This window comes from Cupriavidus sp. 05T313 (assembly GCF_056396665.1).
In genome coordinates, this window is record NZ_JBFTLX010000036.1 from 12,845 (window position 1) to 38,139 (window position 25,295).

A 25,295-nucleotide genomic window follows, 5' to 3' on the forward strand; every position below is an offset into this window, starting at 1 on the left:
CGGCGCGTGCTCAAGGCGGCGTGCAACGCCTTGGTGTTCGCGGCGGGCGGCACCATGCTGACGCCGCTGCATGCCGAGGACTATCCGTCGCGCCCGGTGCGCCTGATTTCGCCCTACGGCCCCGGTGGTTCCAACGACATCTCGGCGCGTTTGCTCGGCGAAGGGCTCAGCCGGAAGTACAAGCAACAGTTCGTGGTGGAGAACAAGCCCGCCGCCGGCACGCGCGTGGCCAACGAGCAGCTCGCCCGCGCTACGCCGGACGGCTACACGCTGCTGTGGGTGGCGGCGCCGTTTGCCATCAATGCCGCCGCGGGACTCTCGCAGCACTACGACATCCACAAGGATTTCGTCGCCGTGGGGCCGCGCGTGCTGGGGCCGGTCTTCCTGATCGTCAACGCCGATTCGCCGGTGCGCACGGTGGCCGACTTTGTGCGCATGGCGCGCGAGAAGAAGGACGGCGTGACTTTCGCCTCGCCGGGCGTCGGCTCGGGCCCGCACCTGACCGCCGAACTCTTTGCGGCCCAGGCGAAATTCAAGAGCCTCAACGTACATTACCGGGGCGACTCCACCGCCTACACCGAGCTGCTGGCCGGCCGGGTCGATGCCACGCTGACCGCCATCACCACCGCGCTGCCGTTTATCAAGGCCGGCAAGCTGCGCGTGATCGCGGTGTCCGCGGAGCAGCGCACGCCGGTCTATCCGGACGCGCCCACGTTTGGCGAGCAGGGATTTCCCGGCGTGGTCGGATACGGCTGGTTCGGCCTGATGGCGCCCGCCGGCACGCCGGCGGCCGTGGTGCAGCAACTCAACCGCGATGCCAACGCGGTGCTGGCCGATGCGCAGATGCGCAGCAAGCTGCTCGGGTTGGGGTTGCAGCCGGAGGCGGGCGACAGTGCTTCGTTCGCGCGGTTTATCGATGCCGAGGTGGCGAAGTGGGGGCCGCTGATCAGGTCGGCGGGGATCAAGCTCGAATAAGGCGTGGCGTGGACGCGCTGTCGCCTCAGCCGAACTGCGGGCTCAGCTCGTCCTTCATCCAGTCCACGAAAACGCGCGTGCGCGCCGGCAGCAGCCGCGCGTTCGGATAGATCAGCGACAGCGGCCAGGGCGGCTGCTCGAATGCTTCCAGCACGATGCGCAGCTTTCCCTCGGCCACCAGCGGCGCCACCTGGTAAGACAGGAAATTCCCGAAGCCCGCGCCGGCGGCGCAGGCCGCCACCGCGGGCGCCGTCTGGTTGAATTCGAGATTGCCGCTGACGGCGACGTAGAAGGGGCGGCCTTCCTGCTGGAAAGTCCACCAGTGCGCCGCATTGCCGATGAAGCGCACGCAACTGGCATGGCTCAGTGCGTCGGGGTGGGCGGGCACGCCATGCTCGCGCAGGAAGTCCGGGGTGGCTACCACCACGCGGCGGATGCGGCCGACCTGCCGGGCCACCAGCGTCGAGTCCGCGAGCGGGCCGATGCGCACGCCCACGTCGATCTGTTCCTCCAGCAGGTTGACCACGCGATCGCTGAACTCCATCCGGCAGTGCACCGCGGGGTAGCGCTGCACAAAGCGGGTTACCGCCGGCGCCACGTGCATCTGGCCGAACAGCACCGGCGCGGTCAGTACCAGTTGTCCGGTCGGCTCGACATGGCGCGCGCTCAGCACGGCCTCGGCTTCGTCGATGGTGGCGAGGATGCGGCGGCAGCTATCCAGGTAGGTGCGCCCTTCGTCGGTGAGCGACTGGCGGCGCGTGGTGCGGTTGAGCAGCCGGACCTGCAGTTCCGCCTCCAGCGCGGCGAGCGTGCGCACCACCGCCGGCAGGGAAGTGTGCAGGGCGCTGGCGGCAGCGGTGAGGCTGCCTTCGTCGACCACCTTGACGAAAGTCTGCATGGCGCGGAGTTTGTCCATGCGTGTCACATTACTACGGTTTATGGAGTAGTCAACTGCATTCTGCCCCATTTATTGCATCCTGGAAGGCGCCCAGAATGACCTTCATCCCCCCAACCACCAGGAACCGAGATGTCCGCCACGCCCCCAGATAGCACCACGATCGCTCCCCCCGCCGAGCCGCTGGTGCTCTATCACATGTCTCTGTCCGGCCACGCACACCGGGTGCGCCTGCTGCTGTCGCTGCTGGGACTGCCGTACCGCCTCGTGGAGGTTGACCTGCGGGGCGGCGAGCATCGCCGCGAGCCCTTTCTCAAGCTCAACCCCTTTGGCCAGGTTCCGGTGCTCGACGACAACGGTACCGTGCTGGCCGACTCCAATGCCATCCTGGTCTACCTGGCCATGCGCTACGACGACGGCCGCTGGCTGCCGCGCGATCCGGTGGGCGCGGCAGCGGTGCAGCGCTGGCTGTCGGTGGCGGCGGGCGAGATCGCCTTCGGGCCTGCCCGGGCACGGCTGGCAACCTTGTTCGGTGCCCCGGTGGCGGCCGATGACGCCATTGCGCGCGCGCAGCGGCTGTTCGCGGTGATGGAGCCGATCCTGGCCGCGGCGCCGTTCCTCGCCGGCGCGTCGCCCACGCTGGCCGATGTGGCCGCCTACAGTTATATCGCGCGTGCCGAGGAGGGCAATGTCTCGCTGGCGCCGTATCCCGCGCTGGGCGCCTGGCTGCACAGGATGGAGGCGCTGCCGGGGTTCGTGCCGATGCCTGTTTCGGCGGTGGGCCTCGCGGCTGTCGCTTAGGCGCCGCCCCGCCCCGCCCCGCCCCGCCCCGCCCCGCACCGCACCGCACCGCAAAGGAGGATGAAATGGACCTGCAAGGATGGCCGCATGCCGAATCGCCTTTTCATGCCGGGGAGCAGGCCGTGCAGCAGCGCGCCGGCAGCCGCGAGAAGATGGAGGTGGCCGGACGGCGAGTGGTCCGGCCCGCCATGCCCGAGCAGCATCGCCTGTTCTTCGCCCAGTTGCCGTTCGTGGTGGTGGGGGCCGTGGACGCCGCGGGCATGCCCTGGGCCACCGTGCTGAGCGGCGCGCCGGGCTTTATGCAGGCGCCGGATCCCGACCACCTGCGCATTGCCGCGCGGCCGCTGGCGGACGATCCGCTGGCGCATGCCCTGGGCGCCGGCGCCCACATCGGCCTGCTCGGCATCGAGCTRCATACGCGCCGCCGCAACCGCATGAACGGCCGCATTGCGGCGGAGGACGAGACCGGCCTGACGGTGGCGGTGGAGCAGAGCTTCGGCAATTGCCCGCGCTACATCCAGCTGCGGCACTGGCGCGAGGCCGGCGCGGACGAGAGCGGGACCGCTGCCGTGTGGCACGGCGACGCCCTGGATACCAAGGCTGTGGAGGCGCTGCGCGCTGCCGACACGATCTTTATCGCCACCCATCATCACGATGCCGCGTCTGGCCACAGCGGCGGGGCGGACGTGTCGCACCGGGGCGGCAAGCCGGGCTTTGTCCGGGTCGACGGCGCCCGGACCGTGACCTTTCCGGATTTCAACGGCAACAACTACTTCAATACCGTTGGCAACCTTGTGGCCAACCCGCGCGCCGGGCTGCTGGTACCGGATTTCGAGCGCGGCGGCCTGCTGCACCTGAGCGGGCACAGCGAAATCGTCTGGGAAGGCCCGGAGGTCGAGCGCTTTGACGGTGCCGAGCGGCTGGTGCGCCTGCATGTGGAGCGCGTGGTGAGGCGCTCGGGGGTGCTGCCGCTGCGCTGGCAGTTCGAGGCTATGTCGCCGTGGGTGGCGCAAACCGGCAGCTGGGAGGCTGCGGCGGAGCACTGAGGCGGCGCACGGGGCCCTGGCGGGCTTGCCAGCGGCTCCTTTTGTTGTATCCGGCATACATTTGACGCCCTTGCCAGGCTGTGCGCCGGGGCGCACTCCGCCTTGCTGCCGCGCGGCAGCGAGGCGGGTGCTGGCGCAAGTGTTGGAATCGCGGCACTTTCCCGGTGCATGCGCTGCTGTTCAAGCTCGGGCAATTGCCCTATCGTGACGTCCTTCCCCGCCACATCTGCGCGGCGATTTCACCGTCTTGTCCCGTTTTGCCGCGGTTTGTCCATGTCCCGCTATCTTTCACGCGTTGCCTGCCGCCTGCGCTCGCTGGTGCGCGGTTATCCGGTGCTCCCGGTGCTGCTGGCCCTGGCCGCGGCGCTCGCCGTGGCGCCGCAGTCCGCTCCGGCCGCCGGGCATGTCGCCGAACATGCCGTCGAATCCGCCGCCATACCCGGCGTTGCCGACGCGCCCGCGCCGGGCCATCGCCCGCGCGTGTGCCTGGTGCTGTCCGGGGGCGGCGCGCGCGGCTATGCGCATATCGGCGTGATCAAGGCGCTCGAGAAGATGCAGGTGCCGATCGACTGCATCGCCGCCACCAGCATGGGCGCGGTGGTGGGCGGCTTGTACGCCAGCGGCTTGTCGGCCGACGAGCTGGAGGCGCGGTTGTCGCATATCAACCTGAGCGATATCGCTTTCGACCGCAACGAGCGTGCCGAACTGCCGCAATCGCAGCGCGAGGACGACCTGCAATACCCGATCGGGATCTCGGCCGGCTACGGCGACGGCAAGATCAAGCTGCCCACCGGCCTGGTGCAGGGCAACCGCCTGCTGGCGCTGCTGCAGAACTGGACGGTGCAGGTGCCGGCCGAAGCCAGCTTCGACAAGCTGCCGACGCCGTTTCGCACCATTGCCACCGACCTGGGCACGGGGGCCCCGGTGGTGCTCGACCATGGCTCGCTGCCGCGCGCCATCCGCGCCAGCGTGGCGGTGCCGGGATTGTTCGCGCCGATCAARGTGAACGGGCGCACGCTGGTCGACGGCGGGCTGGTCAGCAACCTGCCGGTGCAACTGGCGCGCGACATGGGCGCGGATGTGGTCATCGCGGTCAATATCGCTTCGCCGCTGGACGACCCCGACAGCCTGGACTCGCCGGCGGCGGTGACGCAACAGATGGTCACCATCCTGATGAACCAGAACGTGGGTGCGCAGAAGGGGCAGCTCAGGCGGGGCGACGTGCTGATCGAGCCCCAGCTGGGCGACCTTTCCTTCACCGACTTCTCGCGCGCCAACGATGGCATCCAGGGCGGCTGGAACGCGGTGCTGGCGGCCGAGCCCCGGCTGGCGTCGCTGGCGATGCCGGCCGACGCCTGGCAGGCCCACCTGGCGGCCCGCAAGGGAGCCGGGACGATGGCGGGTCCGGTGCGTATCGATGCCATCCAGATCCAGTCGCAAGGCCGCATCCCGCCAAGTTTCATTCGCAAATACCTGGGCGTGAACGAGGGCGACAACTACGACGGGGTCACGCTTAACCGCGAGATGGCGCAGCTCTCCACATCGGGCGATTTCGAAAGCGTGACGCAGGAGCTCGTCACCGAGGATGGCCGCAATGTGCTGAAGGTCGACGCGCAGCAGAAATCCTGGGGTCCGCAGTTCCTGCTGTTCGGCTTTGGCGTGTCCACCACCTTCAATGGCCAGGGCGTGTTCAACCTGCAACTGGGGCATCGCTATCCGTGGCTCACGCAAGGCGGGCTGGAGTGGCGCAATGACATCGTGCTGGGCAGCAAGCAGGCCAGGTGGCACACCGAGTTGCGCCAGCCGGTATTCGACCGGCTCGGCTTCTATCTCGCTCCCTACGCGGAATACGGGCGCAAGCACATCGATCTCTATGGCGACAGCGCGCCCAACCGCAATACCCAGCCGATCACCGCCTACCAGATCGAGACCGCCGTCGCGGGCCTGGACCTGGGCGTGCCGCTGGGCCGGCTGGGCGAGTTCCGGGCGGGCGTGAACTACCAACAGGTCTACTACTCGCCCGTCTATAACCTGCCCATCGGCAACAGCCGGCTGTTCCCCTACGCCCGTGTGCGCCAGCCCACCGTGCGTGCCCAGCTCACCATCGACCAGCTCGACGATCCGCTCTTCCCGCGCACAGGCTACTACCTGCTGGCGACCAACGAGCTGGCTTTCGGCGGCGCCGACAACCGTTTCAACGATGCCCATGCGAAGGCACTGTGGGCCACCAGCTATGGCCGCCACACCCTGAACCTGGCAGCCGAGGCCGCGGTTACCTATGGCGACCATCGCAGCGACAGCAGCTTCAGCGGCGGCCTGGGCTTTACGCTGGGCGGTTTCCAGCATCTTTCCGCCTATGCGCAAGACCAGTTTTCCGGCAACTACCTGCTGTACGGCCGCGTGACCTACCTGAACGACTTGCGGGAGTTCATCCTGCCGGGCCTGCGCACCACCGTGGTGGGCGCCAGCCTAGAGGCGGGCGATGTCTGGCTGCGGCGCCGGAATTTCGGCAACGGGCCGTTCAAGACCAGTGCCAGCCTGTTTATCGGCGGCAATAGCGTGATCGGCCCGCTGTACTTCGGCTTTGCCGCGGCGCCGCAGGGCGTGTGGAACCTCTACCTGCAGCTGGGCCGCGTGTTCTAGCCCGCGGGCGCGGGCAGCGCTTCGGCGGCGGCTACGGTGCTATCGCTTGGCCGGAAAGTCACCGCCGAAATGCGGCCATTGCGCATGCGCAGGGTTTGCGTGCCCTGGCTGTGGCGCGCTTCGCCGTCCATGACCGAGGAGGCCTCCAGGTCGATTTCCGCGGTACTGCCCTCGATGCGCGGCGGCGCGGTGACGGCGATGCGCACCGTCTTGCCGGCCAGCGCCTGCAGCCTGGCGAACATGCCGATCACCGCGTCGCGGTCGTCGTAGCTGCCTGCCAGCGGATGCTCGCCGTGGTGACGCCAGCGCACGCCGGGCTCCAGCAGCGGGAAGATGGCCTCGAAGTGGCCGCTGGTAAGGGCCTGCAGGTATTCGTTGACCACCGCGGCGACGGCTTCCTCGCTCATCGGCACTTCGACCCTGGCGCGCGCGGGGCGGCGCGCCTGCGCCGGATCGAACCCGAGGAACTCCAGCACGCTGCTGACCACCTGCTCGCGGTCGTTGTCCACGCAGATCATGTGATAGCTGTTTTCCACCACCACCTTGCGCACGTCGGGGACCGCCGAGTCCAGGAAGTCGGCGGAGCGCAGGCTGGTCAGCTCGTCCTCGCGGGCATTCACCACCAGCGTGGGGCAGGCGATGCGGTGGGCGCCGCGCAGCACCCAGCCGCGCAGCCGGTCGACCTGGCGGATGCAGGCCAGCGGCACCCAGCGGTAGTGGAAGTTGTCGCCGCGCTCGAACTTGGCCTTGACGATGGCGCGCACCAGATCGTTCTTGATGCCGAACGGTTCATCTTCCTCCACCCGCATGCGCGCGGGCAGCGTGGGGATGTGGTAGACCACGTGCCGCAGCGCGCGGTACCAGGGGGTAGACCAGCCGTCGATATATACCGGCGCGGCCAGTGCCACCAGCCGGCCCTTGCGGTGCTGGCGGCGCTCGGCCAGTGCCAGGGCCAGCAGGCCGCCCAGGCACATGCCCATGACATGGAATGTCTCGTATTGCGCGGCCAGTTCGTCGTAGGCCTGCGTGACCGTGTCGAGCCATTGCTCGGCGCGCACCGGCACCAGGTCCTCGGGTCGGCCGGCGTGGCCGGGCAGCGTCACCGCGTGGGTTTCCACCCCGGCGCGCCGCAGGGCCTTGTGCATCGGGCCGAGGTCGAACTGCGTGCCGCCCAGGCCGTGGATGAGCAGGGCACCGGTGCCGCCGCTCTTGGGAGCCGTCATGCTGCGTCGCGCTCCTCGAAGATGGCCGCGCCCTGCAGGCGCCATGCGCCGGCGATGACGGCCACGGACTCGTCGCCGTCCAGCAGCGGGCCGCTCATATCGAGCACCATGGTGCAGTCGCCGGCCGGCAGCATCAGGCGAAACTGCAGGTCGGTGCGGTTCTCGCCGTCGCTCTCGCGCAGCCAGCGGCTGCGTACCTGGGCACGGTCGTCGGGGTGCACGTGGGCCAGCACGTCGTCGAGGCTGGCGAAGGTATCCTCGCGTACCCCCAGCGTGCGTTCCACGTCGCCGCTCCAGCGCAGCGTGCCGCTGCGCGGGTCCAGGCAGTAGACCAACTGGTTGCTGGCTGCCAGGGCCAGCGTGACATCGTTCTGGCGCCGTGCCGATTGCGCGTGCAGCTGCTCCCGGCTGGTGCGCAGCGTGCTGATCAGGAGCGTCAGCAACGCCGCCACGGCCAGGTAGAGCTGGGCTTCGAGCAGGGAGCGGCCGTGGTGAGCCGCGCTTTCCGCGAACGGGCCATCGCCCTGGCCGGTATTGACCAGCACGAAGAGCGCCAGGATCGCCACCGCCACCGAACCGCCCCGGCCTCCCCACAGCAGCGTCACCACCGCGGCGAAGAACAACGGGATATAGGTCAGCGCAAAGAGCACGCCTCTCGGTACCGGCGCCAGGATCTCCCTGTCGAAGATAAAGAAGGTGGTCAGCACCAGCGCGGCAAAGGCGCCCAGGCCGAACAGGAAATCGCCGCCGCTCATGCCGCCTGAGCGCATGGCGCGAAAACGCGACCAGCCGGCCAGTACCGGCGTGACGATCAGCACRCCCACCAGGTCGGCGGCGCCCCACACGCGCGCGGTGCGCCAGAACGGCACGTCCTGCATGATCGTGAACCAGCCCGCGCCGATCGCGGCGCTGACGGCGCTGCTGACCACCCCGGCGATCAGCAGCCCGCGCACGAAGGCCAGCCCTTCCAGCGAGAAGTGCGTGCGCCTGACCAGCGCCACCGCCAGCGCGGCACTGCCGATTTCGTCGAGCGAGAACAGGATCAGCCGCAAGGTGTCGCGTCCCTCCACCCAGCCCAGCAGCATCTGCGCGGCAAAGAAGGCCAGCCCCACCGCCAGCCAGCGCGGCATCGGCGTCAGCATGAATGCGGCCACGGTCACGCCGGCCGGCAGCCAGATATAGCCGGTGGCTGAGAACGGGCCATTGAGCTTGTGCGAGATATAGCCGGAGCAGAAGTAAAGCGCCGCCCACAAAAACAGGACGACGGCCCGATTGGTCGCTCGGTTGGTTGGATTCACGTTGGCTTTCCTTGGCTGAGTCCCTGGCTCTGATGCGGCGCCAGGCCATCGGCTGGTATGCCGGCTGCACGTTGGCTGACCTGCCGGTGCGGCTGGGCAGGGGCATCATAAGCCCGGGCAAGGGTCTCTGGCATGGCCTGATGTAATAAAAACGTCACAATATCGGGTGTCCGGTCACGAGCCAGGCCGGCGCCGGCGGCGGTCGATGCCGTGCAAGGCAAGGCCGCAATATATACGAGGAGAAATGACGAAATGACAAAGTACACACTAAATATGGGATTCCTGCCCGGCCTGCTGGCCTGCGCCGCATTGCCACTGGCTCTGGGCGCGGCTCCCGCCGCCGCCGCCTGGCCGGAAAAGCCGATCCGCCTGGTGGTGGGCTTTCCGCCGGGCGGCCCGGTCGACACCCACGCGCGCATCCTGGCCGAAAAGCTCCAGCCTATCCTGGGCCAGTCGGTGGTGCTGGACTATAAAGCCGGCGCGGCCGGCAATATCGGCTCGGACGCTGTCGCCAAGGCGGCACCGGATGGCTACACGCTATTGCTGGCAAATACCGGCCAGATGGCCATCAACGGCTCGCTTTATCCCAAGCTGCCGTACGCCATGCCCCAGGATTTCGCACCCGTGGCCCGCACCGCGCTGATTCCGCTGGTGATGGTGGTCAATAACAATGTGCCGGCGCGCAACCTCAAGGAGTTCATCGCCTACGCGCGCGCCAATCCGGGCAAGCTCAATTTTGCCTCAGGTGGCAACGGCGGCATCTCGCATTTGATGCCGGAGATGTTCAAGCAGGCCTCCGGCACGTTCATTGTCCACATTCCCTACAAGGGCAGCGCCCCGGCCCTGACCGACGTGATGGGCGGCCAGGCGCAGATGATGGCCGATTCGATCCCGCTTTTCACGCAGTACATCAAGGCCGGCAAGGTGCGGGCGCTGGCGGTGACCTCGAAGCACCGTTCTCCCGCGTTGCCCGATGTGCCGACCATGGAAGAGGCCGGGCTGAAGAACTTCGAGGTGGTGGGTTTCTACGGCATGCTGGCGCCGGCCGGCACGCCCAAGGACGTGGTGGCCAGGCTGTCGGGCGCGCTGCAGACGGTACTGGGCGAGGCCGACACCCGCGCCAAGCTGGAGCAGCAAGGCGCCGAGGCAGCCTGGCAGGGCCCGGACGCATTCGGGCAGACCATTGCCGCGGAGCAGAAGCGCTGGGGACAGGTGATCAAGACTTCGGGCGCGAAGATCGACTAAGCGCAGGTGGCCGCTCCAAGACACTACGCCGGTCGGGGTGAATGCGGTTGCGCGAATTCCGGTTTAACATCCGGAGCTCTTTCAAGGAGCGGAAATGCATTTGTCCAACTGGCTTGTCTTTTGCGGCGTCTCGCTGTTCATGGCGTTTACGCCTGGCCCGGCGGTGCTGCTGGCGGTGTCCAATTCCGTGTCGGTGGGACCATCGCGAGCCATGCTCGGCTCCTTTGGCAATGCCGCCGGGGTGTTCATGGTGTCGGCGGTCGCCATGGCCGGCCTCGGCGTGGTGCTGACCAGTTCCGCCGCGGCATTTATCGCCTTGAAAGTGCTCGGCGCGGCTTACCTCATCTATCTCGGCGTGAAGCAGTGGCGCAGCGGCGCGAATGCGTTCGCCGTGGTCGACCGGCCCGGCCAGGCCACGGGCTTGCGTGCGTCGATGCGGCTCTTCGGCCACGGCGTGCTCGTGGCCGTGACCAATCCGAAGAGCATCCTGTTCTTCTCGGCACTGTTCCCGCAGTTCCTGACGCGCAACGCACCGGTGCTGGAGCAGTTCCTGGTACTGACCGCGACCTTCTCCGTCTGCACCTTGCTGTCGCATACCTTTTATGTGCTGGTGGCGCGCGGCATGAAGCGCGGTTTTTCCGATGTCCGCCGCGTGCGGCTGTTCAACCGTATTTCCGGTGGCGCTTTTGTCGCCCTTGGCCTGGGCATGCTCCGGCTGCGCAGCAAGGCTGCCTGAGAGACGCCCGCTACCACTGCGCAGGCGAGGTGCCCAGCCGCCCCGCCGGACGCTCCCAGTGCATCGGTGCGCCCTGCACCATGACCGGCGGCTTGATGCGTAGCGCCGGTCCCCATGCGGTTTCCTCCACGGTGTTCGCCAGATCGGCAGGCGTTTCGGCTGCCAGCGCCGCTGCTTCGCCCTGCGTGGCGCTACCCGACACCAGCAGATGCGCGGTGCGCGCCAGCGATGCCCGCACTTCGCAGCCGGCGCCTGTGGCGATGCGCTGCGCCAGACCGCGCACTGCCGCTGCCGCCATCAGGTAGCCAGTCGCGTGATCGATCGCCTGCACGGGCAGCGGCCCGGGGCGGTCCAGCCCCGCGGCGCGCATGCCCGCATCGGCAATGCCGGTGCTCATCTGCACCAGGCTGTCGAAGCCGCGCCGGCCTGTCCACGGACCGGTCCACCCATATGCATCGAGCGACACGTCTACCAGTCCGGGATTGATCTCCCTGCGCCGCCGCGCGTCCAGGCCAAGACGCGCCAGAGCCTCGCGCCGGTAGCCGTGCACGAGTACGTCGGCCTGGCTTAGCAGCCGCTCAAGCACATGCCGGTCCGCCGCGTTTTTCAGGTCGAGCCGGGCACAACGCTTGCCGGGAACGACTTCCGGAACCGTGCCGGGCTCTTCCCAGCCGGGCGGATCGATGCGGAGAACATCGGCGCCAAATCCGGCCAGGAAGGGGGTGGCGACGGGGCCGGCCAGGATCYGGGTCAGGTCCAGCACGCGAATGCCGCGCAAGGGGCGGTCCGGCGCAATGGCCCAGTCCGGCCGGTCGCCGGTGGCGTGGGTCGTCCAGTGCAGGAGCGGTTCGCTGTTGACGGCCCTTCCCTGCGGATGTGCCACCCATTCCGCCTGCGTACGCATCGCTGCCGAACACCCGCCGTTGCCGRCGATGGCGGTTTCCAGGGCGCTGGCTTCCCATTGCGCGACGGCCCGAGCGACCGCCGCCTTGTCGGCCGGCACGCCGAGCACCGCGAGGGCGGCGTCGCGGTGATGCGGGGCGTTGGTGTGCAGCCGGATCCAGCCGTCGGCCGCCCTGTAGTCGCCGGCCACGGCATCCCATTGCGGCGGCAGTTCCCAGCCTTGCGGCCGCAGCGAAGTGCCGAACCACAGCGATGCCAGCCGCTGGTCCGCCTCGACCCGCGGCATCCGTCCGTGCGCCTGGTGGATCAATCCGGCAACGGCGAGCCCGGCGGCGCCGACGGCCGCCGTGGCCAGGGGGGTGACCGGAAAGACCGACGGCAGGTTGCCCGTACCGGTCATGGCGACGTGCTCGGGCCAGGCGGCGTCACCGTGCATGCCCTGCCAGATCTCGCCCAGGAAGTTGGTGCCTGCTTTCGCCGTGTTCGGGGCCGATGGCGGGGAGTATTCGGGGTTTGGCATGACGGCTCTCGCTTGTCGTTCGGTGGTGGGTCAGCGGCTAAGTGCTTTGCAGGATAGGCTTCTTGTCTTAATAGTCAATATTGATTATCTTAATCAACTAGTTGCTCCTTTCCACTTGGACCGCCATGTCCCGCTACCTGAGTTCCGGCGAAGCCGCCGCCGCGCTTGGCGTGTCCCGCCAGACGCTCTACGCCTATGTCAGCCGCGGCCTGCTGCACGCGCACGACGGGGAAACCCATCGCGAAAGCCGCTATCTCGCGGAGGACGTGGAGCGCCTGGCGGGCCAGCGCACGCGCGGCCGCAAGCCCCGCGAAGTGGCCAAGGCCACGTTGAACTGGGGTTTGCCGGTGCTGGAATCGCGGATCACGCTGATCGAGGACGGGCAGCTTTACTACCGCGGCAACAATGCCGTGGCGCTCGCCGCATCCGACACGGTGGAAGCGGTGGCGGCGCGGCTTTGGCAATGTCCTGTGGAGGCCGCCTTTGGCGCCGTGCCGCCATCGCCGCCGGCGCACCTTGCCGCGATGCAGGCGGCCTTCGCCGGCCAACGCTGCGAGGAGGCGCTGTTGCCCCTGTTCACCATCGCCAGCGAGGACGACCCCACCGCGCAGTGGCAGGCATCGCCGGAGCGGCTTGCCGCGGGCTGCGGCGTCCTGGTGCGGCTGCTGGCCGCCTGCCTGCTGGGCACGGCGCCCGCCAGCACCCCCGTGCACCGGCAGTGCGCCAGTGCCTGGCAGGTGGACGACGAGGGTGCGGCGCTGATCCGCATGGCGCTGGTGCTATGCGCCGACCATGAGCTGAACGCGTCGAGCTTCACGGCCCGCTGCGTGGCGTCCACCGGCGCCAGCCTGCGCGCTTCGGTGGTGGCTGGCCTGGCCGCGCTGACCGGCGGCCGGCACGGCGGTGCAACGGCGCGCGTGGAGGCACTCTGGGATGAGCTGGGCGACCTCCGGCCCGCCGCAAAGCTGCGCGAGCGGCTCGCCCGCGGCGAGGGCCTGCCGGGTTTTGGCCATCACCTCTATCCTGCCGGCGATATCCGGGCCATTGGCCTGCTGTCGCGGATACTCCCGCATCATCCCGAATGGCAGGCACTGATCGACGTCGCTTTTTCCCTGGTGGGGCAGCGGCCATCGATCGATTTCGCGCTGGTGGCGCTGCGCAGGCATCTGGGCCTTCCGCCCGGCGCGGCCTTCGGCCTGTTTGCGCTCGGGCGTTCGGTCGGCTGGATCGCGCACGGATTGGAGCAGCGCTCCGATGACGAGCTGATCCGGCCGCGCGCGGCCTATGTCGGCCCGCGTCCGGCTCCGGCGTGAACGCCGCCTCCTGTCAGGCGGCAAGCTCCGCCGCGCGCTGTTGCAAGCGCCGCACCGCCTCGCGCGCCTGCGCGCCAAGCTCCGCAAGGTCGAGGCCCGGAATCGCGTCGTGCTCTGCCACCACGCGCCCGCCCACCAGCAGCGCGCGCAGCGCCGGCCTCCCGCCGCTGGCCACCGGCGCGATGGCCGGATCGTGCAAGCCGAAGCAGCGCGGGTCGTCGAGGCGGTAGACGGCAAGGTCGGCCGCCTTGCCCGGCTGCAGCGTGCCGACCGCATCCAGGCCAAGCACGGCCGCACCGCCGGCCGTGCCCCAGCGCACCACGTCCTCCACGCGCGCGGCATCGGCGCCGCCCTCATGGCTGCCTCCTTCGGCGCGCGGCAGCGCGCCGTGGCCACGCCGCGCGCGCTGCAGCAGCCAGGCGGCATGTGTTTCCGAAATCATGTCGGCCGCTTCGTTGGAGGCGGCACCGTCCACGCCGATCGACACTGGCACGCCTGCGGCTTCCAGCGCCGGGATATCGGCGATGCCGCTGCCCAGCCGGCCATTGCTCTGCGGGCAGTGCGCAATGCCCGTGCCGGTGGCACCGAGCTGGCGGATTTCGCCGGCGCCCAGCTTGACCAGATGGGCGAACCACACATCGGGCCCCAGCCATTCGTGCTCGCCGCAGAAGGCCACCGGCGTGGTCTGGTATTTTTCCCACGCGGCGTTCTGGTACTCCACTGTCTCCGACAAATGGCTGTGCAGGCGGATGCCCAGCTGGCGCGCGGTGCGCGCGCTGGTGCGCAATTCGTTGGGCGACATCGAGTAGAGCGGCGTGGTGGGTGCCATCACCACGCGGCGCATCGCGTCCGGCGCGGCCTGGTGGTAGCGCGCGGTGAGCCGCTCGCAATCGCCCAGGAACTGGTCGAGCGTTTCGGGGCGGAGCGCCTGCGGCAGGTCGATTTCGAGCTGCCTCGTGCGGGTTGCGCCGCCGCGGCACAGGACAAAGCGCAGTCCCAGCGCCTCGGCCTCCTCGAACAGGATGGCCGAGCTGTCGTAGGGCATGCCCGGATAGTAGAGATAGTTGTGATCGGCGACGGTGCCGCAGCCGCTGCGCACCAGTTCCACCAGGCCGATGCGGGCCGCAAGCCGGAAGGACGCTTCGTCGAAGGCGCCGCGGAAGCGGTAGGGCGTGGCGCCCAGCCAGGGCGTGAGCGTCAGGTCCAGCCCCGGCGGATCCCCCTTGAGCAGCGACTGGAACAGATGATGATGGGTGTTGACCCAAGCCGGGTAGATCACGCAATCCGTGGCGTCGATGACCTGCTCGCCGGGGCGCGGGTCGAGCCGGCCGATGGCTTCGATGGTGCAGCCGGCCACGCGCAGGTCCGGCCCGGCATGGCGCTCGCCCGCGCCGGCAAGGCCGGTGAGGATGGCGGTGGCGTTGCGGATCAGGATGGTGGGGTTCGGCTTCATGCGAGCTCGCTTTCGTGCCAGTGGGACAGCGCCATGCGCGATATCACCACCATTGCGCCAAACAGCGCGACGCCCGTCACCGTGATCAGGAACAGGGCGGCGAACAGGCGCGGGATATTGAGGGCGAAACCCGCTTGCAGGATCTGGTAAGCCAGGCCCGCGCCGGTGCCCCCGGTGCCCGCCACGAATTCCGCCACCACCGCGCCGATCAATGCCAGCCCGCACGAAATGCGCAGCCCGCCGAAGAAGTACGGCAGCGCGCTCGGGATGCGCAGCCGGCGCAGGGTGTCCCAGCGGCTCGCGCGGTTGATGCGGAACAGGTTGAGCAGCCCGGGGTTGACACTGCGCAGGCCCAGCACCGTGTTGGAGATGATGGGGAACACCGCCACCATGGTGGCGCAGATCACCAGCGCCAGCGTCGGCTCCTTGACCCAGATGATGATCAGTGGCGCGATCGCCACCACCGGTGTTACCTGCAGCAGGATGGCATAGGGAAACAGGCTGGCCTCGATCAGCCGGCTTTGCACGAACACAAAGGCCGCGGCGGTACCGGCCACCACCGCCAGCGCGAACGCCAGCATCGTGATGCGCAGCGTCACCCACAGCGAGCCGGACAGCAGGCTCCAGTCTTCCACCAGCGCATGGCCGATGGCGGCGGGCGTGGGCACCAGGTAGGCGGGGACGGCGAGCGCCGTGCAGATGCCTTGCCACGCCAGCAATAGCAGCGCGCCGACGGCAAGCGGGGCGGCCACGCGCTGTACGGCGGGGCGCGACAGTAGCGGGGGATTCATGGAGGGGCTCCTGGTTATCGCGGGTGTGCGTCCGGATCGATGCCGGTGTTGGCCTGCGTGAGCAGCGCCGACAACTGCGCGCAGTACTGCATGAAGGCGGGCGAGACGCGGAAGGCTTCGTCGCGCGTCTCGGGGCCTTCGATCGTCACATCGGCGATCACCCGGCCCGGACGCGCCGCCATGACCACCACCCGGCTCGACAGGTAGACCGCCTCGTAGATGCTATGCGTGACGAAGACCACGGTGAGGCCGCGTTCTGCCCACAGCGCGCGCAGGTCTGCATCGAGCCTGTTGCGGGTGAACTCGTCGAGCGCGCCGAAGGGTTCGTCCATCAGCAGCAGATCGGGGTTGGTCGCCAGTGCCCGCGCGATCGACACGCGCATCTGCATGCCGCCGGACAATTCGCGCGGATAGACCGTGCCGAAGCGGCCCAGTCCCACCAGCGCCAGTGCGCGCTGGACGCGCTCGCCGGCCTCGGCGCGCGGCATGCGTGCCAGGTCCAGCGGCAGCCGCACGTTGTCGGCCACGCGCGCCCACGGCATCAGGGTGGCTTCCTGAAACACCATCGCCAGCGTGCGCCCGGCGGCATCGGAGGCGGTGGGCAGGGCAGGATTGCCCCACCAGCGCAGATGTCCCGCCGAGGGCGTTTCCAGCCCGGCAAACAGCTTGAGCAAGGTGCTCTTGCCGCAGCCGGACGGGCCCAGCAGCGAGACGAACTCGCCGGGCTTGATCGCCAGCCTGACGCGTTCCAGCGCCACGGTGCCGTTGGGGTAGGTCTTCTCGACCTGGTTGGCGAGCAGCAGGGGCGCGCCGGCATCGCGGGCGATGCCGGACACGATGCCACCGGGGCCCGGGCCTGGGGTCTGCATGGCACTGCGAAAGAGGGCGCTCATGACGGTCTCCGTATTGAGTCTGTGCGGGGCTACCCGGTTCAGCCGCGTACCACGGGAATGCGGAACGCTTCCTTCTCACCGTGCTGCGTGAACAGCGCCATCAGCATCTTGCGCATCAACAGGCCGGGCTTGTCGGACTCCATGTGGAATTCAACGCGGCGGCGCGTGTCGACGCAGGCGTCGTAGTCGGTGGCTTCCAGGATCTCGCGGTCCTCGCCGACGATGGGCGCATCCCAGTCGATCAGTTCCTGGGTCGAGCAGTCTTCCTCGCTGTCGTTGCGGTACAGCCATTGCGACAGCATCACGCTCTTGTCGTCGATCGGCGTGGCGCAGTTGTAGATGATGTGGTGGCGCCCGCTGGCCGGATAGATGCAACCAAAGCGACGCGTGAAGGGCAGGTCCCAGCGGTTGAACATATGCCGGTGCGTGATCGGCTCGGTGGTGCCGGTAACGCGGTGGCCGGCCTCGATGTTGCGGATCGGCACCAGCGTCTCGGCCTCGAAGCCCCATTCGCGTGCCTGCAAGTCGTACTTCTCGGGCTTGGGCTGTTCGGACAGGCCGAAGTTGGCGCGGTGCACGAAGCTGAAGTGCGAGTTGTCGAAGGCGTTCTCCATCACGCGCAGCGGGCTGGTGTTCCATTTCTCGTAGAACTGGAAGATGCGGCGGTAAGCGGGATCGCCATCCTCCGGAAAATCGGGGATGGGCTGCAGCGGATCTTCCAGCGCCACCCAGACGTAGCCATACTTTTCCTGCGCGTGATAGGCCTGCACCTTCGCGCCAGACGGGATGGCGTTATCCGGCGCCTGCGGAATCCGCACGCAGGCGCCGGCGCAGTTGTATTCCCAGCCGTGGTAGCCGCAGACGATGTCGCCGCGGTCGTTGACCCAGCCCTTGGAGAGACGGGCGGTGCGGTGGCAGCAACGGTTCTGCAGGGCAGCGGGCTTGCCGTCGGCACCTTTCCACAGCACCAGGTTTTCGCCCAGCAGGGTGAAGGGCCTGGGGCCGTCGTCGAGCATGGCGATGGGCATCAGGGCGTACCAGAAGCGGCGCAGGACGGGTTGTTGAGTGACCAGCATTGCAGAATCCTTGTATGGGGGGTGATCTTTGATCTCGGACAGCGGTGCCGCGCAGTGCGTTACGGCATCACGGCATCAGGGCATGATCTTCAGGTCCTTCACGAACTGCGTGGTGTAGGCTTGCTTCCAGTCGGTATCGGCTTTGAGCAGGCCGGCGCCGACCATGAAGTCGCGCGTCTTCTGCCAGCGCGCATCGGTCATCACGCCGATGCCGTAGCGGGCCGCGTCGCCGCCGCTCACCATGCGGTACTCCTTGAGCTTGTCCACGCCCCAGGCGAGCTGGTCGTCCTTCATGTTCGGGTTCTCCTGCTTGATCAGCGCATTGGCAGGGGCGGGGTCCGCGAGGTAGCTTTTCCAGCCTTCCATGGTCGCCTTGACGAAGCGGGCAATGACGTCCGGCTTCTCCTTGACGGTTTTCCGCATGGTGACAATGGTGGTGCCATAGGGCGGATAGCCATCGTCGGCAAACAGGAAGAAGCGCGTCTTGGCGCCGGCCTTGCTGGCCGAGAACACCTCTGACGAGGCATAGGCCTGCTGCGCCGAATGCGGGTCGGCGAAGAAGGGCTGCAGATTGAACGTGTAGACGCGGGACTGGGATTCTTCGAGCTTGTACTTGCCCTTGAGCCATGGCCACCACGTGGTGCGTCCGGAGGTGGAAACCAGCACCGTGCGGGTTTTCAGGTCTGCCAGGCTTTTGACGTCCTCATGGGTCATCATGCCTTGCAGGTCGGTCTGGAAGGAGGTTGCTACGGTGGTCACGGGCACGCCTTGCTCCACGCCCTTCAACACCTGCAAGTCGTAGCCCATCAGGAAATCGGCCTGCCCGCTGGTGAGGATCTGCATGCCGTTGACCTGCGGGCCGCCCATGCGGACGGTGACATCCAGGTCGTATTTCTTGTAGATGCCCTTGGCCACGGCCTGGTAGAAGCCGCCGTGTTCGGCCTGGGCATACCAGGAAGTGAGGAAGGTCACCTTGTCGGCGGCCAGCGCGGTGGCGGGGACGGCCGCGAACGTGAGCATGGCGCAAGCGCCGGCGATCAACAGGCGGCGCAATGGGGAGGGCGTCTTCATGGGGGCTCCTTGGCGGACAGGTGTGGGGCAAATGCTGGCGAGGGCTGCAACAGGCGGGGTGGCACCGGCGAGCGTGCGCCGCGCATGGTCATGCGCTGGCGCAACGCGAGCGGAGGGATTGCCGCGCAATGCGCCTGCGCAATGGAATAAGGGCTTGAGGATGAGGGACATCGTGGGCGCTCTCTTTTCTCTCGTCCCGGCCTTGTGACCGGATCCAAACGCCCGGATGTCTCGCCTGGCGAGGCAACTGGGCGTGCGACCAAATGGTCGCGAGAGCAATGTCCCACGCCGGTACGCATTTGCCCGCTTGGGGAACGCGTCGGCGTTAACCGCTTCTACTCGACAGGTTGTTCAGCAAGAGCTGTGCCAACACCCACGGCAAGAGACTGCACATGCTGGCTGGCGCCGCCGGATAGCCATGGTGCATGTTGGGTCATGCGCGGTGCGATGCATGCACCAGATCGGTGTGCGCCGCGCGCGGCCGCTGCTCAGCTGCCGGTACTGTTCCTGACCAGCGCGCCGCAGCGGCCGACCATGGTGGTGAGGCAGCAGGCGTTGCCTGACCAGTCGCCGCCAATGACCATGCCGTTGGGGCCGGCGATCAGGCGGCGCTGGCACTGGCCTGGCGTCTGCAATGGTTCGGGCGACGTGGGCGCGCGCGCATCGCGCGGGCCGCTGCCCGGCGCGCGAGCCGGCGGCACTTCCTCGGTCCACAGGTAAGCGGTGCCGCCCGGCACGGCCTGCACCGCCTGCGGGGGGCCCCACTGGGCCTTGGCCTGCTCGATCGGCGCCGACTTCCAGGAAGCCAGCACGCGCTGCATGGCGGATTCTTCGACGCTCGCGCAGCCGCCCAGGGCGATGGCGGCCAATGGTGTCAGCAGGAAACGAGGAGAGGCGGCGAGACGGCGGACAGCGGACATGGCGGCTCCAGAGGGGGCAACCCCCTCTGCGCAGACTATCCCAGCGCCCCGCCCCGCCGCAAGCAACCCGGCGCCGCTTATGCGGGTTTGCCCACAGAAGGCGCCAGCACGATCTTGTCCGCGTCCGCGGACGGCTCGTGCGGGTTGTCGCCGCCTCCGGCCTGGCCGAGATCCATGCCCCTGGTTTCCGGCAGCAGCAAGGCGGCGCCCATCACCATCATGTAGCCCACGCCGGCGACGATGGCGATGGCCAGCGGCAGCGAGGTACGGCCGGTGCTCAGCCATCCCACCGTCAGCGGGAAGAGCGAACCGATCACGCGCCCTATGTTGTATGACACCCCATAGCCCGTGGCGCGGATGTCGTTGGGATAAGACTCCGAGATGGTGGCGCCGATGCCGGCGAACACGCCTTGCATCAGCACGCCGAGCGGGAAACCCAGGAACAGCATCGACGTGTTTGAAACCGGGATCACCATATAGACCAGCGCCATGACGAAGGCGCCCGCGGCAAAGGCGATGTAGGTCAGGCGGCGGCCCCAGCGGTCGGTGGCATAGGCGCCCGCCACATAACCCACCAGGGAGCCAAAGATGGTCATCGCCAGGTAGGAACTCGTGCCAAACACGGAAAGCCCGCGCTCGGTCTTGAGGAACGTTGGCAGCCAGGTGGCAATCGCATAGTAGGCGCCGAGCATGCCGCCCGACAACAGGCTGCACAACAGCGTCTTGCCCAGCAACGGCCGGCGGCCCAGGCGCGCCAGTTGCTGCCATGCGGAAGGGGCATCGGCCGCACCGCCCGCGGCGCGTTCGGCCTGGCTCTTGATGAAGACCTCCGGCTCTTCCAGGTTGCGGCGCAGGTAGATCACCACCAGCGCCGGCAGGATGCCCAGGAAGAAACAGACGCGCCAGGCGGTTTCAGCCGGGAACAGGCTGAAGGTGATGGCGTAGGCAATCGCCGCCGCGCCCCAGCCGAAGGAATAGCTGCTGGCGGTGAAGCCGGAATACTTGCCGCGGTGCGCGGGGTTGCGGATCATCTCCGTCACCAGCACCATGCACAGAGAGGATTCGCCACCAAAGCCCAGGCCCTGCAGCATCCGGAAGACCAGCAACTGCTCGGGCGTGCTGGCCAGTCCGCACAGGAAGCAGGCCACGGCGAACACCACGATGGTCCAGCGCAGCACACGCACCCGGCCGTAGCGGTCGGCCAGGATGCCCGCACCGATGGCGCCCACCAGCGAAGACACCAGGGTCCACGTGACGATGGCGCCGGCGGTCGACTTGCTCATGCCCCACTGGGTCAGCAGGGTCGAAATCAGGAAGGAGTAGATCATGAAGTCGAACACGTCGACCGCATGACCGAGGAACGCGCCGTAAAAGCCCTTGCGCTCCATTGTCGATAAATCCTTGAACCAGGCGAACATGATCTCTCCTTCGAATCGTTTCGAATTGGGGGGCGGTGCGTTGGTTTTGTTATCGCGCCGGGGCGCGTGGCACCTTGAGGGACTGGACCGGCGGTGGCCGGAAGGCAAAACCCGCTGCTTCGAGCAACTGGGCAAAACGCAGCGAGGTCAGGTCGGCGAAGCGTCCGGCGACGATCTGCACCCCCACCGGCAGGCCGCCGCGGCCCGGGCCGACCGGTGCCACCGTCGAGGGCAGGCCGCACAGGCCGGAGTGCCCGGCCCAGAACAACTGGCTGGTGAGCGGTTGCGCCCGGCCGTTGACCTGGAGCGTGCGCTGCCACGGCTCGCCCGCCTCGTCCAGGGCAAAGGCCGTGGTGGCGGCGGCCGGACAAAGCAGCACGTCCACCTCGCCGAAGAAACGTTGCCAGGACTGCGCGAAGGTGGCCCGAGCCTGCTGCAGTTGAAGCCATTGCCGATGCCGGATGCCGGCGCCCGTGAATTGCAGCGTCGCATAGCTATGGTCTTCGGGCGCGGCGCCGGCGGCATGGGCCAGCGCGGTGTCGAAGCTGGTGTCATCCATATGGATCGACGTCGTCGCCCGCAGCATCAGCACATAGGCGTGCCACAGGGCTGCGGCATCGAAGTCCGGGCGGGCATTCCACCGTACCTGCGCGCCCTGGCTCTCCAGCCAGCGTCCCAGCCTTTCGATCTCGTCGCTGACTTCCGTGTCGGCCTCGCAAAGCGGATGGCTGGATAGCACGGCGACGCGGAAGTCGGCCAGCGTGTGCTTGTCACAGGGCGGCAACGCCAGGCGATAGGCCAGTGCGTCGCTGCCGTCCGGCCCCGCGAGTGCGTGCAGCAGCAGTTCGAGATCCCGCGCACTGCGCGCGACCGGGCCCGCCACGTTGATCTCCTGCTCACCATAGCCGTGGCCGATGCCGTGGCCGCGTAGCGGCACCAGCCCGTGGCTGCTCTTGTGGGAGAACACGCCGCAGTAATGCGCCGGGTTGCGCAGCGAGGAGCCGATGTCGGAGCCCACGTCGAAGAAGCTCATGCCAGCGCAGACCGCCGCGGCGCTGCCGCCGGACGAGCCACCAGGGGTGCGGCCCGGATCATGCGGGTTGCGGGTGGTGCCGTAGACGGCGTTGTAGCTTTGCCAGTCGCGCAGCCCGATCGGCACATTGGTCTTGCCCAGCAGTACGGCGCCGGCCGCGCGCAAACGCTCGACGACAGCGGAGTCGTTGGCCGCGATGTTGCCGCGCTGGGCCGGGCTGCCGCATGTGGTGGGCCAGCCGGCTACGTCGAAGGACTCCTTGATGGAGAAGGGGATGCCGTCCAGATCGCCAAGCGGCGCTCCACGACGGCGGCGTTCGTCGCTGGCCTTGGCCGCGGCGCGGGCGTTGGGGAAATCCGCCAGGATGATGGCGTTGATCTCGTGGTGCGAGGCGGTATAGGCGGCTTCGCACCAGTTCACTAGGTCTTGCGCGCTGGCATGGCCTTTGGCCAGTAGCTCGGCGGCTTCCCACAAGGGCAGGAAACACCCTTCTGGCTGCTGGACATCGGTCGTTGGAATATCTTGCCGCGTCACGCTGGCGCTCCGTTTTGTGGGGTCCCTTGCCAACGAGGCACGGGATTGGGGGCTGTCGGGATTCCGCGAATTCGGTATACTATATTCATTGATTTGCAGAGGGCAAGGCAAATATTCAGACCGCCGCGAACCGCCGCTTTCTGGTGCAATGCAACAGAAAGCGGCACAAATTCGGCGCTGGAAAGCGAGTCCGCGCGGAGGATGCGCACCTTGATAGGGCGCGTCTTTTGCGATTTTGGTATACCGTTTTGGCTTGAGCGGTTTGAGGATAGCCGGCCAGGAGCACTACCGCTGTTCGAGCAACGCCTTCAATGCGGCAAGGTCGCGCCGGACCCACTCCGCGTCCGCTTGCAGTTGGGCATCGCTGACGCCCGGACTGCGCAGCAAGGTAAACAGCAGGGTGGCCCCGTCGCCATTGGCGATCACGCGCATCGGGATATAGATTTCCTCGCCCTGCGCCGGCTGCACATAGTGGTCGGCGACGCCATAGGGGTTGGGGGGCGTGAACCGGACCTGCATCGGGCCTTGGGGCGTGAGCGTTGACCAGGTGCCATCCGCCTGCTGCGACAGCTCCCCTAGCCCGCTGGCCCAGCGGGGATAGTTCTCGGGGACCGCAAGGAAGGCGGAGACGGTGGCGGCAGGCAGATCGATATCGATGCCGAGGCTGAGATAGTCGCTTTGCTTGGCCATGGTCTCGCTCCGCCTTGGGGTACTACTAGTGCTCGAAGAAGGACAGGGTTTGCTGGTCCGGGCTGGATGGCCGGCGCCGGCGTGTGCCGGTTGGGGATACGGGGGCTGTCCGCTGCGTTTCGCGCCGCGGCATCGAGGGCGCCTGAAGCTCGAATTGCCGGACGTGTTCCAGCGGCACGGCGCTGGCCAGCAAAGCCGCCAGCCTGGGCGCCAGGATCTGGTAGGTGTCCGGGTCGAAGCGTGCGGGCGCGCACAACAGGCCGGCTGCTTCATCCAGCGTGGACACGGTGCCCAGGTAGCACCAGTCCTCGAGCACATGCCACCACGCCTTGGCGCCATCCTGCTCGCGCCACGCCACGGCACCCGCGAAAGGCCAGGGCCGCAGCGACAGGTCCGCCAGGGCCATCACGGCACGCTCGCGGTGCGACGCCAGCGATTCGTCGCCCGTGCATGCCCCCAGGCAACGGTGCAGCTGGCGGGCGAAGCAGGGCAGGCCCCGCCGCACCGTCTTTTCCAGGGCGAGCGCGGCTTGGCAAAGCTGATGGGCTTGCGCCAGTTCGGCCAGGCGCGCCTCGGCGCTCGCCCGGCTGGGAAAGGCGCCATATAAGTTAGGGTGGCGGCTGAAATCCGTGTCGCGATCCGAGCGCAGCATAGGCGCGCTCAGCCCGGGCGCCAGTTCCCAGGAAAACAACCCTGCAGTCTGCCGCAGCTTCTGGTTGTGCAGTGGTTGCAGCGTCTTGATCAGGTGCGCTTCCAGCAGCAGCGCTCCCGCTTCGCCACCAGTCTCCCGCCACTCCACCCGGCGCACGGCGCGCGCCAGCCGCATTTCCAGGGCGGCGCGATGATCGCTGGAAAAGTGCGCGCCAATGCGCTGGCGCAGGTGGATGCTCTTCCCTATATAGAGAGGCATATCCTGGTCGCCGTAGAAGAGATACACACCGGCGGTATCGGGCACGTCATCCAGGGCGGTTTCCTCCAGGCCGGCGGGCAGGCTTGCGCGCTTGACCAGGGACCGCACCGCCGATTCGACCAGATCGACCGTATAGAGCTCGTGGATCTTCTGCCAGAACTGCCACAGCAGTTCGGCATCGGCCAGGGCCCGGTGCCGGCCCTTGGGCTGCAATTCGAACCGGGCGATCAAGGCATCCAGGCCGTGCCGCGCCACCGACGGAAACAGCGAGCGCGAGAGGCGCACGGTGCACAATACGTCGGCGCGGAACGTCACGCCAACGCGGCGGAATTCATTCTTGAGAAAGCCATAGTCGAAGCGTGCGTTATGGGCGACGAAGAGCTTGCCCTGCAGCCGCTCCGCCAGGCTCTCCGCCAGCGACTCGAAGCTTGGCTTGCCGCGCACCATGGCATCGGTGATACCCGTCAGTTGCTGGATGAAGGGTGGGATGCCGATCCCGGGATCGACCAGGGTATCCCATTCGACAATACCGTCCGGCCCCACTTCCACCACGCCGATCTCGGTGATGCGGTCCCGGGTGGCGTCGGCGCCGGTTGTTTCCAGGTCGACAAAGACGATGGGGCGGGAGAGTGCGTCGGCCAGCGCTTGCGCATCCAGGTGCCAGGGCGTGTTGGCCGGCTGGCGCGAGGGCTGGTAGATGGAGAGGTCAGGCATCCGTTGATTCTAATAGATTGCAGCCACGCGGAAGCTGCCCTGCGCCGGGGCTCGGCAGCCGGCTTCATCACAGCGTCACAAACCGCTCTGAAGAAATTTCAGAAAACGCTTGCCATGGCCGAGGGGCTCCCTTAAGATTCGCCCCCTCGCAACACAACTACCGCGCTGCAAAGCAGGCGGGACAAGGGTTGCGG

Annotated in this window: 21 protein-coding genes; 7 read left to right on the top strand and 14 right to left on the bottom strand. The window is 67.8% G+C overall.

The genetic code is table 11. The features are described from left to right. Window positions 1-54 precede the first annotated feature (54 nt). Window positions 55-975 (top strand): Bug family tripartite tricarboxylate transporter substrate binding protein, encoded by a 921-nt coding sequence (locus AC1DKD_RS11305; RefSeq protein ID WP_477143291.1) that lies wholly within the window; start codon window positions 55-57, stop codon window positions 973-975. 25 nt (window positions 976-1,000) lie between these two features. Here AC1DKD_RS11305 and AC1DKD_RS11310 read toward each other — a convergent pair whose 3' ends face one another. Next, a complete protein-coding gene (locus AC1DKD_RS11310; protein ID WP_441633284.1) occupies window positions 1,001-1,891 on the bottom strand; it encodes a LysR family transcriptional regulator in 891 nt (296 codons plus the stop codon). Window positions 1,892-2,002: 111 nt separating this feature from the next. On the opposite strand from AC1DKD_RS11310, the gene AC1DKD_RS11315 reads away from it, so the two are divergent. The 3 genes from AC1DKD_RS11315 to AC1DKD_RS11325 all read left to right on the top strand — a co-directional run bounded on the left by AC1DKD_RS11315 (window position 2,003) and on the right by AC1DKD_RS11325 (window position 6,360). Beyond that, complete coding sequence (locus AC1DKD_RS11315) at window positions 2,003-2,671, top strand: glutathione S-transferase family protein (RefSeq protein ID WP_441633286.1); 669 nt, start codon at window positions 2,003-2,005, stop codon at window positions 2,669-2,671. A 65-nt stretch (window positions 2,672-2,736) separates the two neighbouring features. Beyond that, window positions 2,737-3,717, top strand: coding sequence for a pyridoxamine 5'-phosphate oxidase family protein (locus tag AC1DKD_RS11320; protein WP_441633288.1), 981 nt, complete (start codon window positions 2,737-2,739; stop codon window positions 3,715-3,717). Between the two features lie 273 nt (window positions 3,718-3,990). Beyond that, window positions 3,991-6,360, top strand: a complete 2,370-nt coding sequence (locus AC1DKD_RS11325) for a patatin-like phospholipase family protein (protein ID WP_441633290.1) — start codon at window positions 3,991-3,993, stop codon at window positions 6,358-6,360. On the opposite strand, the gene AC1DKD_RS11330 is transcribed toward AC1DKD_RS11325, so the two are convergent. Continuing rightward, on the bottom strand, window positions 6,357-7,583 hold the full coding sequence (locus AC1DKD_RS11330; RefSeq protein WP_477101864.1) for an alpha/beta fold hydrolase: 1,227 nt from the start codon (window positions 7,581-7,583) through the stop codon (window positions 6,357-6,359). The genes AC1DKD_RS11325 and AC1DKD_RS11330 overlap by 4 nt on opposite strands. After that, window positions 7,580-8,881: an MASE1 domain-containing protein gene (locus AC1DKD_RS11335; protein WP_441633294.1), complete on the bottom strand. Its 1,302-nt coding sequence runs from the start codon at window positions 8,879-8,881 to the stop codon at window positions 7,580-7,582. Before AC1DKD_RS11335 ends, AC1DKD_RS11330 begins: the two co-directional genes overlap by 4 nt. Window positions 8,882-9,133: 252 nt before the next feature. On the opposite strand from AC1DKD_RS11335, the gene AC1DKD_RS11340 reads away from it, so the two are divergent. Together AC1DKD_RS11340 and AC1DKD_RS11345 are read left to right on the top strand one after the other, a co-directional pair. Then, window positions 9,134-10,126, top strand: a complete 993-nt coding sequence (locus tag AC1DKD_RS11340) for a Bug family tripartite tricarboxylate transporter substrate binding protein (protein ID WP_441633296.1) — start codon at window positions 9,134-9,136, stop codon at window positions 10,124-10,126. A 94-nt stretch (window positions 10,127-10,220) separates the two neighbouring features. Further along, window positions 10,221-10,862, top strand: a complete 642-nt coding sequence (locus tag AC1DKD_RS11345; RefSeq protein ID WP_441633298.1) for a LysE family translocator — start codon at window positions 10,221-10,223, stop codon at window positions 10,860-10,862. A gap of 10 nt (window positions 10,863-10,872) precedes the next feature. Here AC1DKD_RS11345 and AC1DKD_RS11350 read toward each other — a convergent pair whose 3' ends face one another. Beyond that, entirely contained in the window at window positions 10,873-12,285 is a 1,413-nt protein-coding gene (locus AC1DKD_RS11350; RefSeq protein ID WP_477143290.1) for a CoA transferase, read from the bottom strand. Between the two features lie 125 nt (window positions 12,286-12,410). On the opposite strand from AC1DKD_RS11350, the gene AC1DKD_RS11355 reads away from it, so the two are divergent. Next, a complete protein-coding gene (locus AC1DKD_RS11355) occupies window positions 12,411-13,598 on the top strand; it encodes a citrate synthase family protein (RefSeq protein ID WP_441633302.1) in 1,188 nt (395 codons plus the stop codon). A gap of 13 nt (window positions 13,599-13,611) precedes the next feature. Here AC1DKD_RS11355 and AC1DKD_RS11360 read toward each other — a convergent pair whose 3' ends face one another. The 10 genes from AC1DKD_RS11360 to AC1DKD_RS11405 form a co-directional block, all read right to left on the bottom strand. Continuing rightward, complete coding sequence (locus AC1DKD_RS11360; protein ID WP_441633304.1) at window positions 13,612-15,051, bottom strand: amidohydrolase family protein; 1,440 nt, start codon at window positions 15,049-15,051, stop codon at window positions 13,612-13,614. After that, window positions 15,048-15,842 carry an ABC transporter permease gene (locus tag AC1DKD_RS11365; protein ID WP_441633306.1) on the bottom strand — a complete coding sequence of 265 codons (795 nt, stop codon included), beginning with the start codon at window positions 15,840-15,842 and terminating at the stop codon, window positions 15,048-15,050. The genes AC1DKD_RS11360 and AC1DKD_RS11365 overlap by 4 nt, the downstream gene beginning before the upstream one ends. A 14-nt stretch (window positions 15,843-15,856) precedes the next feature. Then, window positions 15,857-16,711, bottom strand: coding sequence for an ABC transporter ATP-binding protein (locus AC1DKD_RS11370; protein WP_441633323.1), 855 nt, complete (start codon window positions 16,709-16,711; stop codon window positions 15,857-15,859). Between the two features lie 62 nt (window positions 16,712-16,773). Further along, on the bottom strand, window positions 16,774-17,811 hold the full coding sequence (locus tag AC1DKD_RS11375) for an aromatic ring-hydroxylating dioxygenase subunit alpha (protein WP_441633308.1): 1,038 nt from the start codon (window positions 17,809-17,811) through the stop codon (window positions 16,774-16,776). 75 nt (window positions 17,812-17,886) lie between these two features. Beyond that, entirely contained in the window at window positions 17,887-18,882 is a 996-nt protein-coding gene (locus AC1DKD_RS11380) for an ABC transporter substrate-binding protein (protein WP_441633310.1), read from the bottom strand. Window positions 18,883-19,370: 488 nt separating this feature from the next. Then, the gene (locus AC1DKD_RS11385) at window positions 19,371-19,802 is read right to left on the bottom strand and encodes a hypothetical protein (protein WP_441633312.1); all 432 of its coding nucleotides are present in this window, start codon (window positions 19,800-19,802) and stop codon (window positions 19,371-19,373) included. Between the two features lie 77 nt (window positions 19,803-19,879). Then, complete coding sequence (locus AC1DKD_RS11390) at window positions 19,880-21,220, bottom strand: MFS transporter (RefSeq protein WP_035860456.1); 1,341 nt, start codon at window positions 21,218-21,220, stop codon at window positions 19,880-19,882. Window positions 21,221-21,269: 49 nt separating this feature from the next. Next, window positions 21,270-22,787: an amidase gene (locus AC1DKD_RS11395; RefSeq protein WP_441633314.1), complete on the bottom strand. Its 1,518-nt coding sequence runs from the start codon at window positions 22,785-22,787 to the stop codon at window positions 21,270-21,272. A gap of 285 nt (window positions 22,788-23,072) precedes the next feature. Further along, window positions 23,073-23,477 (bottom strand): SRPBCC family protein, encoded by a 405-nt coding sequence (locus tag AC1DKD_RS11400; protein ID WP_441633316.1) that lies wholly within the window; start codon window positions 23,475-23,477, stop codon window positions 23,073-23,075. Between the two features lie 25 nt (window positions 23,478-23,502). Then, window positions 23,503-25,101: an exonuclease domain-containing protein gene (locus AC1DKD_RS11405; RefSeq protein ID WP_441633318.1), complete on the bottom strand. Its 1,599-nt coding sequence runs from the start codon at window positions 25,099-25,101 to the stop codon at window positions 23,503-23,505. Window positions 25,102-25,295: the final 194 nt, after the last annotated feature.

Coding starts and splice junctions, on each gene's coding strand:
- AC1DKD_RS11360 (WP_441633304.1), bottom strand. CDS start 15,051: ATGAAGCCGAACCCCACCATCCTGATCCGCAACGCCACCGCCATCCTC.
- AC1DKD_RS11315 (WP_441633286.1), top strand. CDS start 2,003: ATGTCCGCCACGCCCCCAGATAGCACCACGATCGCTCCCCCCGCCGAG.
- AC1DKD_RS11340 (WP_441633296.1), top strand. CDS start 9,134: ATGACAAAGTACACACTAAATATGGGATTCCTGCCCGGCCTGCTGGCC.
- AC1DKD_RS11305 (WP_477143291.1), top strand. CDS start 55: ATGCTGACGCCGCTGCATGCCGAGGACTATCCGTCGCGCCCGGTGCGC.
- AC1DKD_RS11345 (WP_441633298.1), top strand. CDS start 10,221: ATGCATTTGTCCAACTGGCTTGTCTTTTGCGGCGTCTCGCTGTTCATG.
- AC1DKD_RS11380 (WP_441633310.1), bottom strand. CDS start 18,882: ATGAAGACGCCCTCCCCATTGCGCCGCCTGTTGATCGCCGGCGCTTGC.
- AC1DKD_RS11365 (WP_441633306.1), bottom strand. CDS start 15,842: ATGAATCCCCCGCTACTGTCGCGCCCCGCCGTACAGCGCGTGGCCGCC.
- AC1DKD_RS11355 (WP_441633302.1), top strand. CDS start 12,411: ATGTCCCGCTACCTGAGTTCCGGCGAAGCCGCCGCCGCGCTTGGCGTG.
- AC1DKD_RS11370 (WP_441633323.1), bottom strand. CDS start 16,711: ATGCAGACCCCAGGCCCGGGCCCCGGTGGCATCGTGTCCGGCATCGCC.
- AC1DKD_RS11375 (WP_441633308.1), bottom strand. CDS start 17,811: ATGCTGGTCACTCAACAACCCGTCCTGCGCCGCTTCTGGTACGCCCTG.
- AC1DKD_RS11385 (WP_441633312.1), bottom strand. CDS start 19,802: ATGTCCGCTGTCCGCCGTCTCGCCGCCTCTCCTCGTTTCCTGCTGACA.
- AC1DKD_RS11310 (WP_441633284.1), bottom strand. CDS start 1,891: ATGGACAAACTCCGCGCCATGCAGACTTTCGTCAAGGTGGTCGACGAA.
- AC1DKD_RS11405 (WP_441633318.1), bottom strand. CDS start 25,101: ATGCCTGACCTCTCCATCTACCAGCCCTCGCGCCAGCCGGCCAACACG.
- AC1DKD_RS11400 (WP_441633316.1), bottom strand. CDS start 23,477: ATGGCCAAGCAAAGCGACTATCTCAGCCTCGGCATCGATATCGATCTG.
- AC1DKD_RS11330 (WP_477101864.1), bottom strand. CDS start 7,583: ATGACGGCTCCCAAGAGCGGCGGCACCGGTGCCCTGCTCATCCACGGC.
- AC1DKD_RS11390 (WP_035860456.1), bottom strand. CDS start 21,220: ATGTTCGCCTGGTTCAAGGATTTATCGACAATGGAGCGCAAGGGCTTT.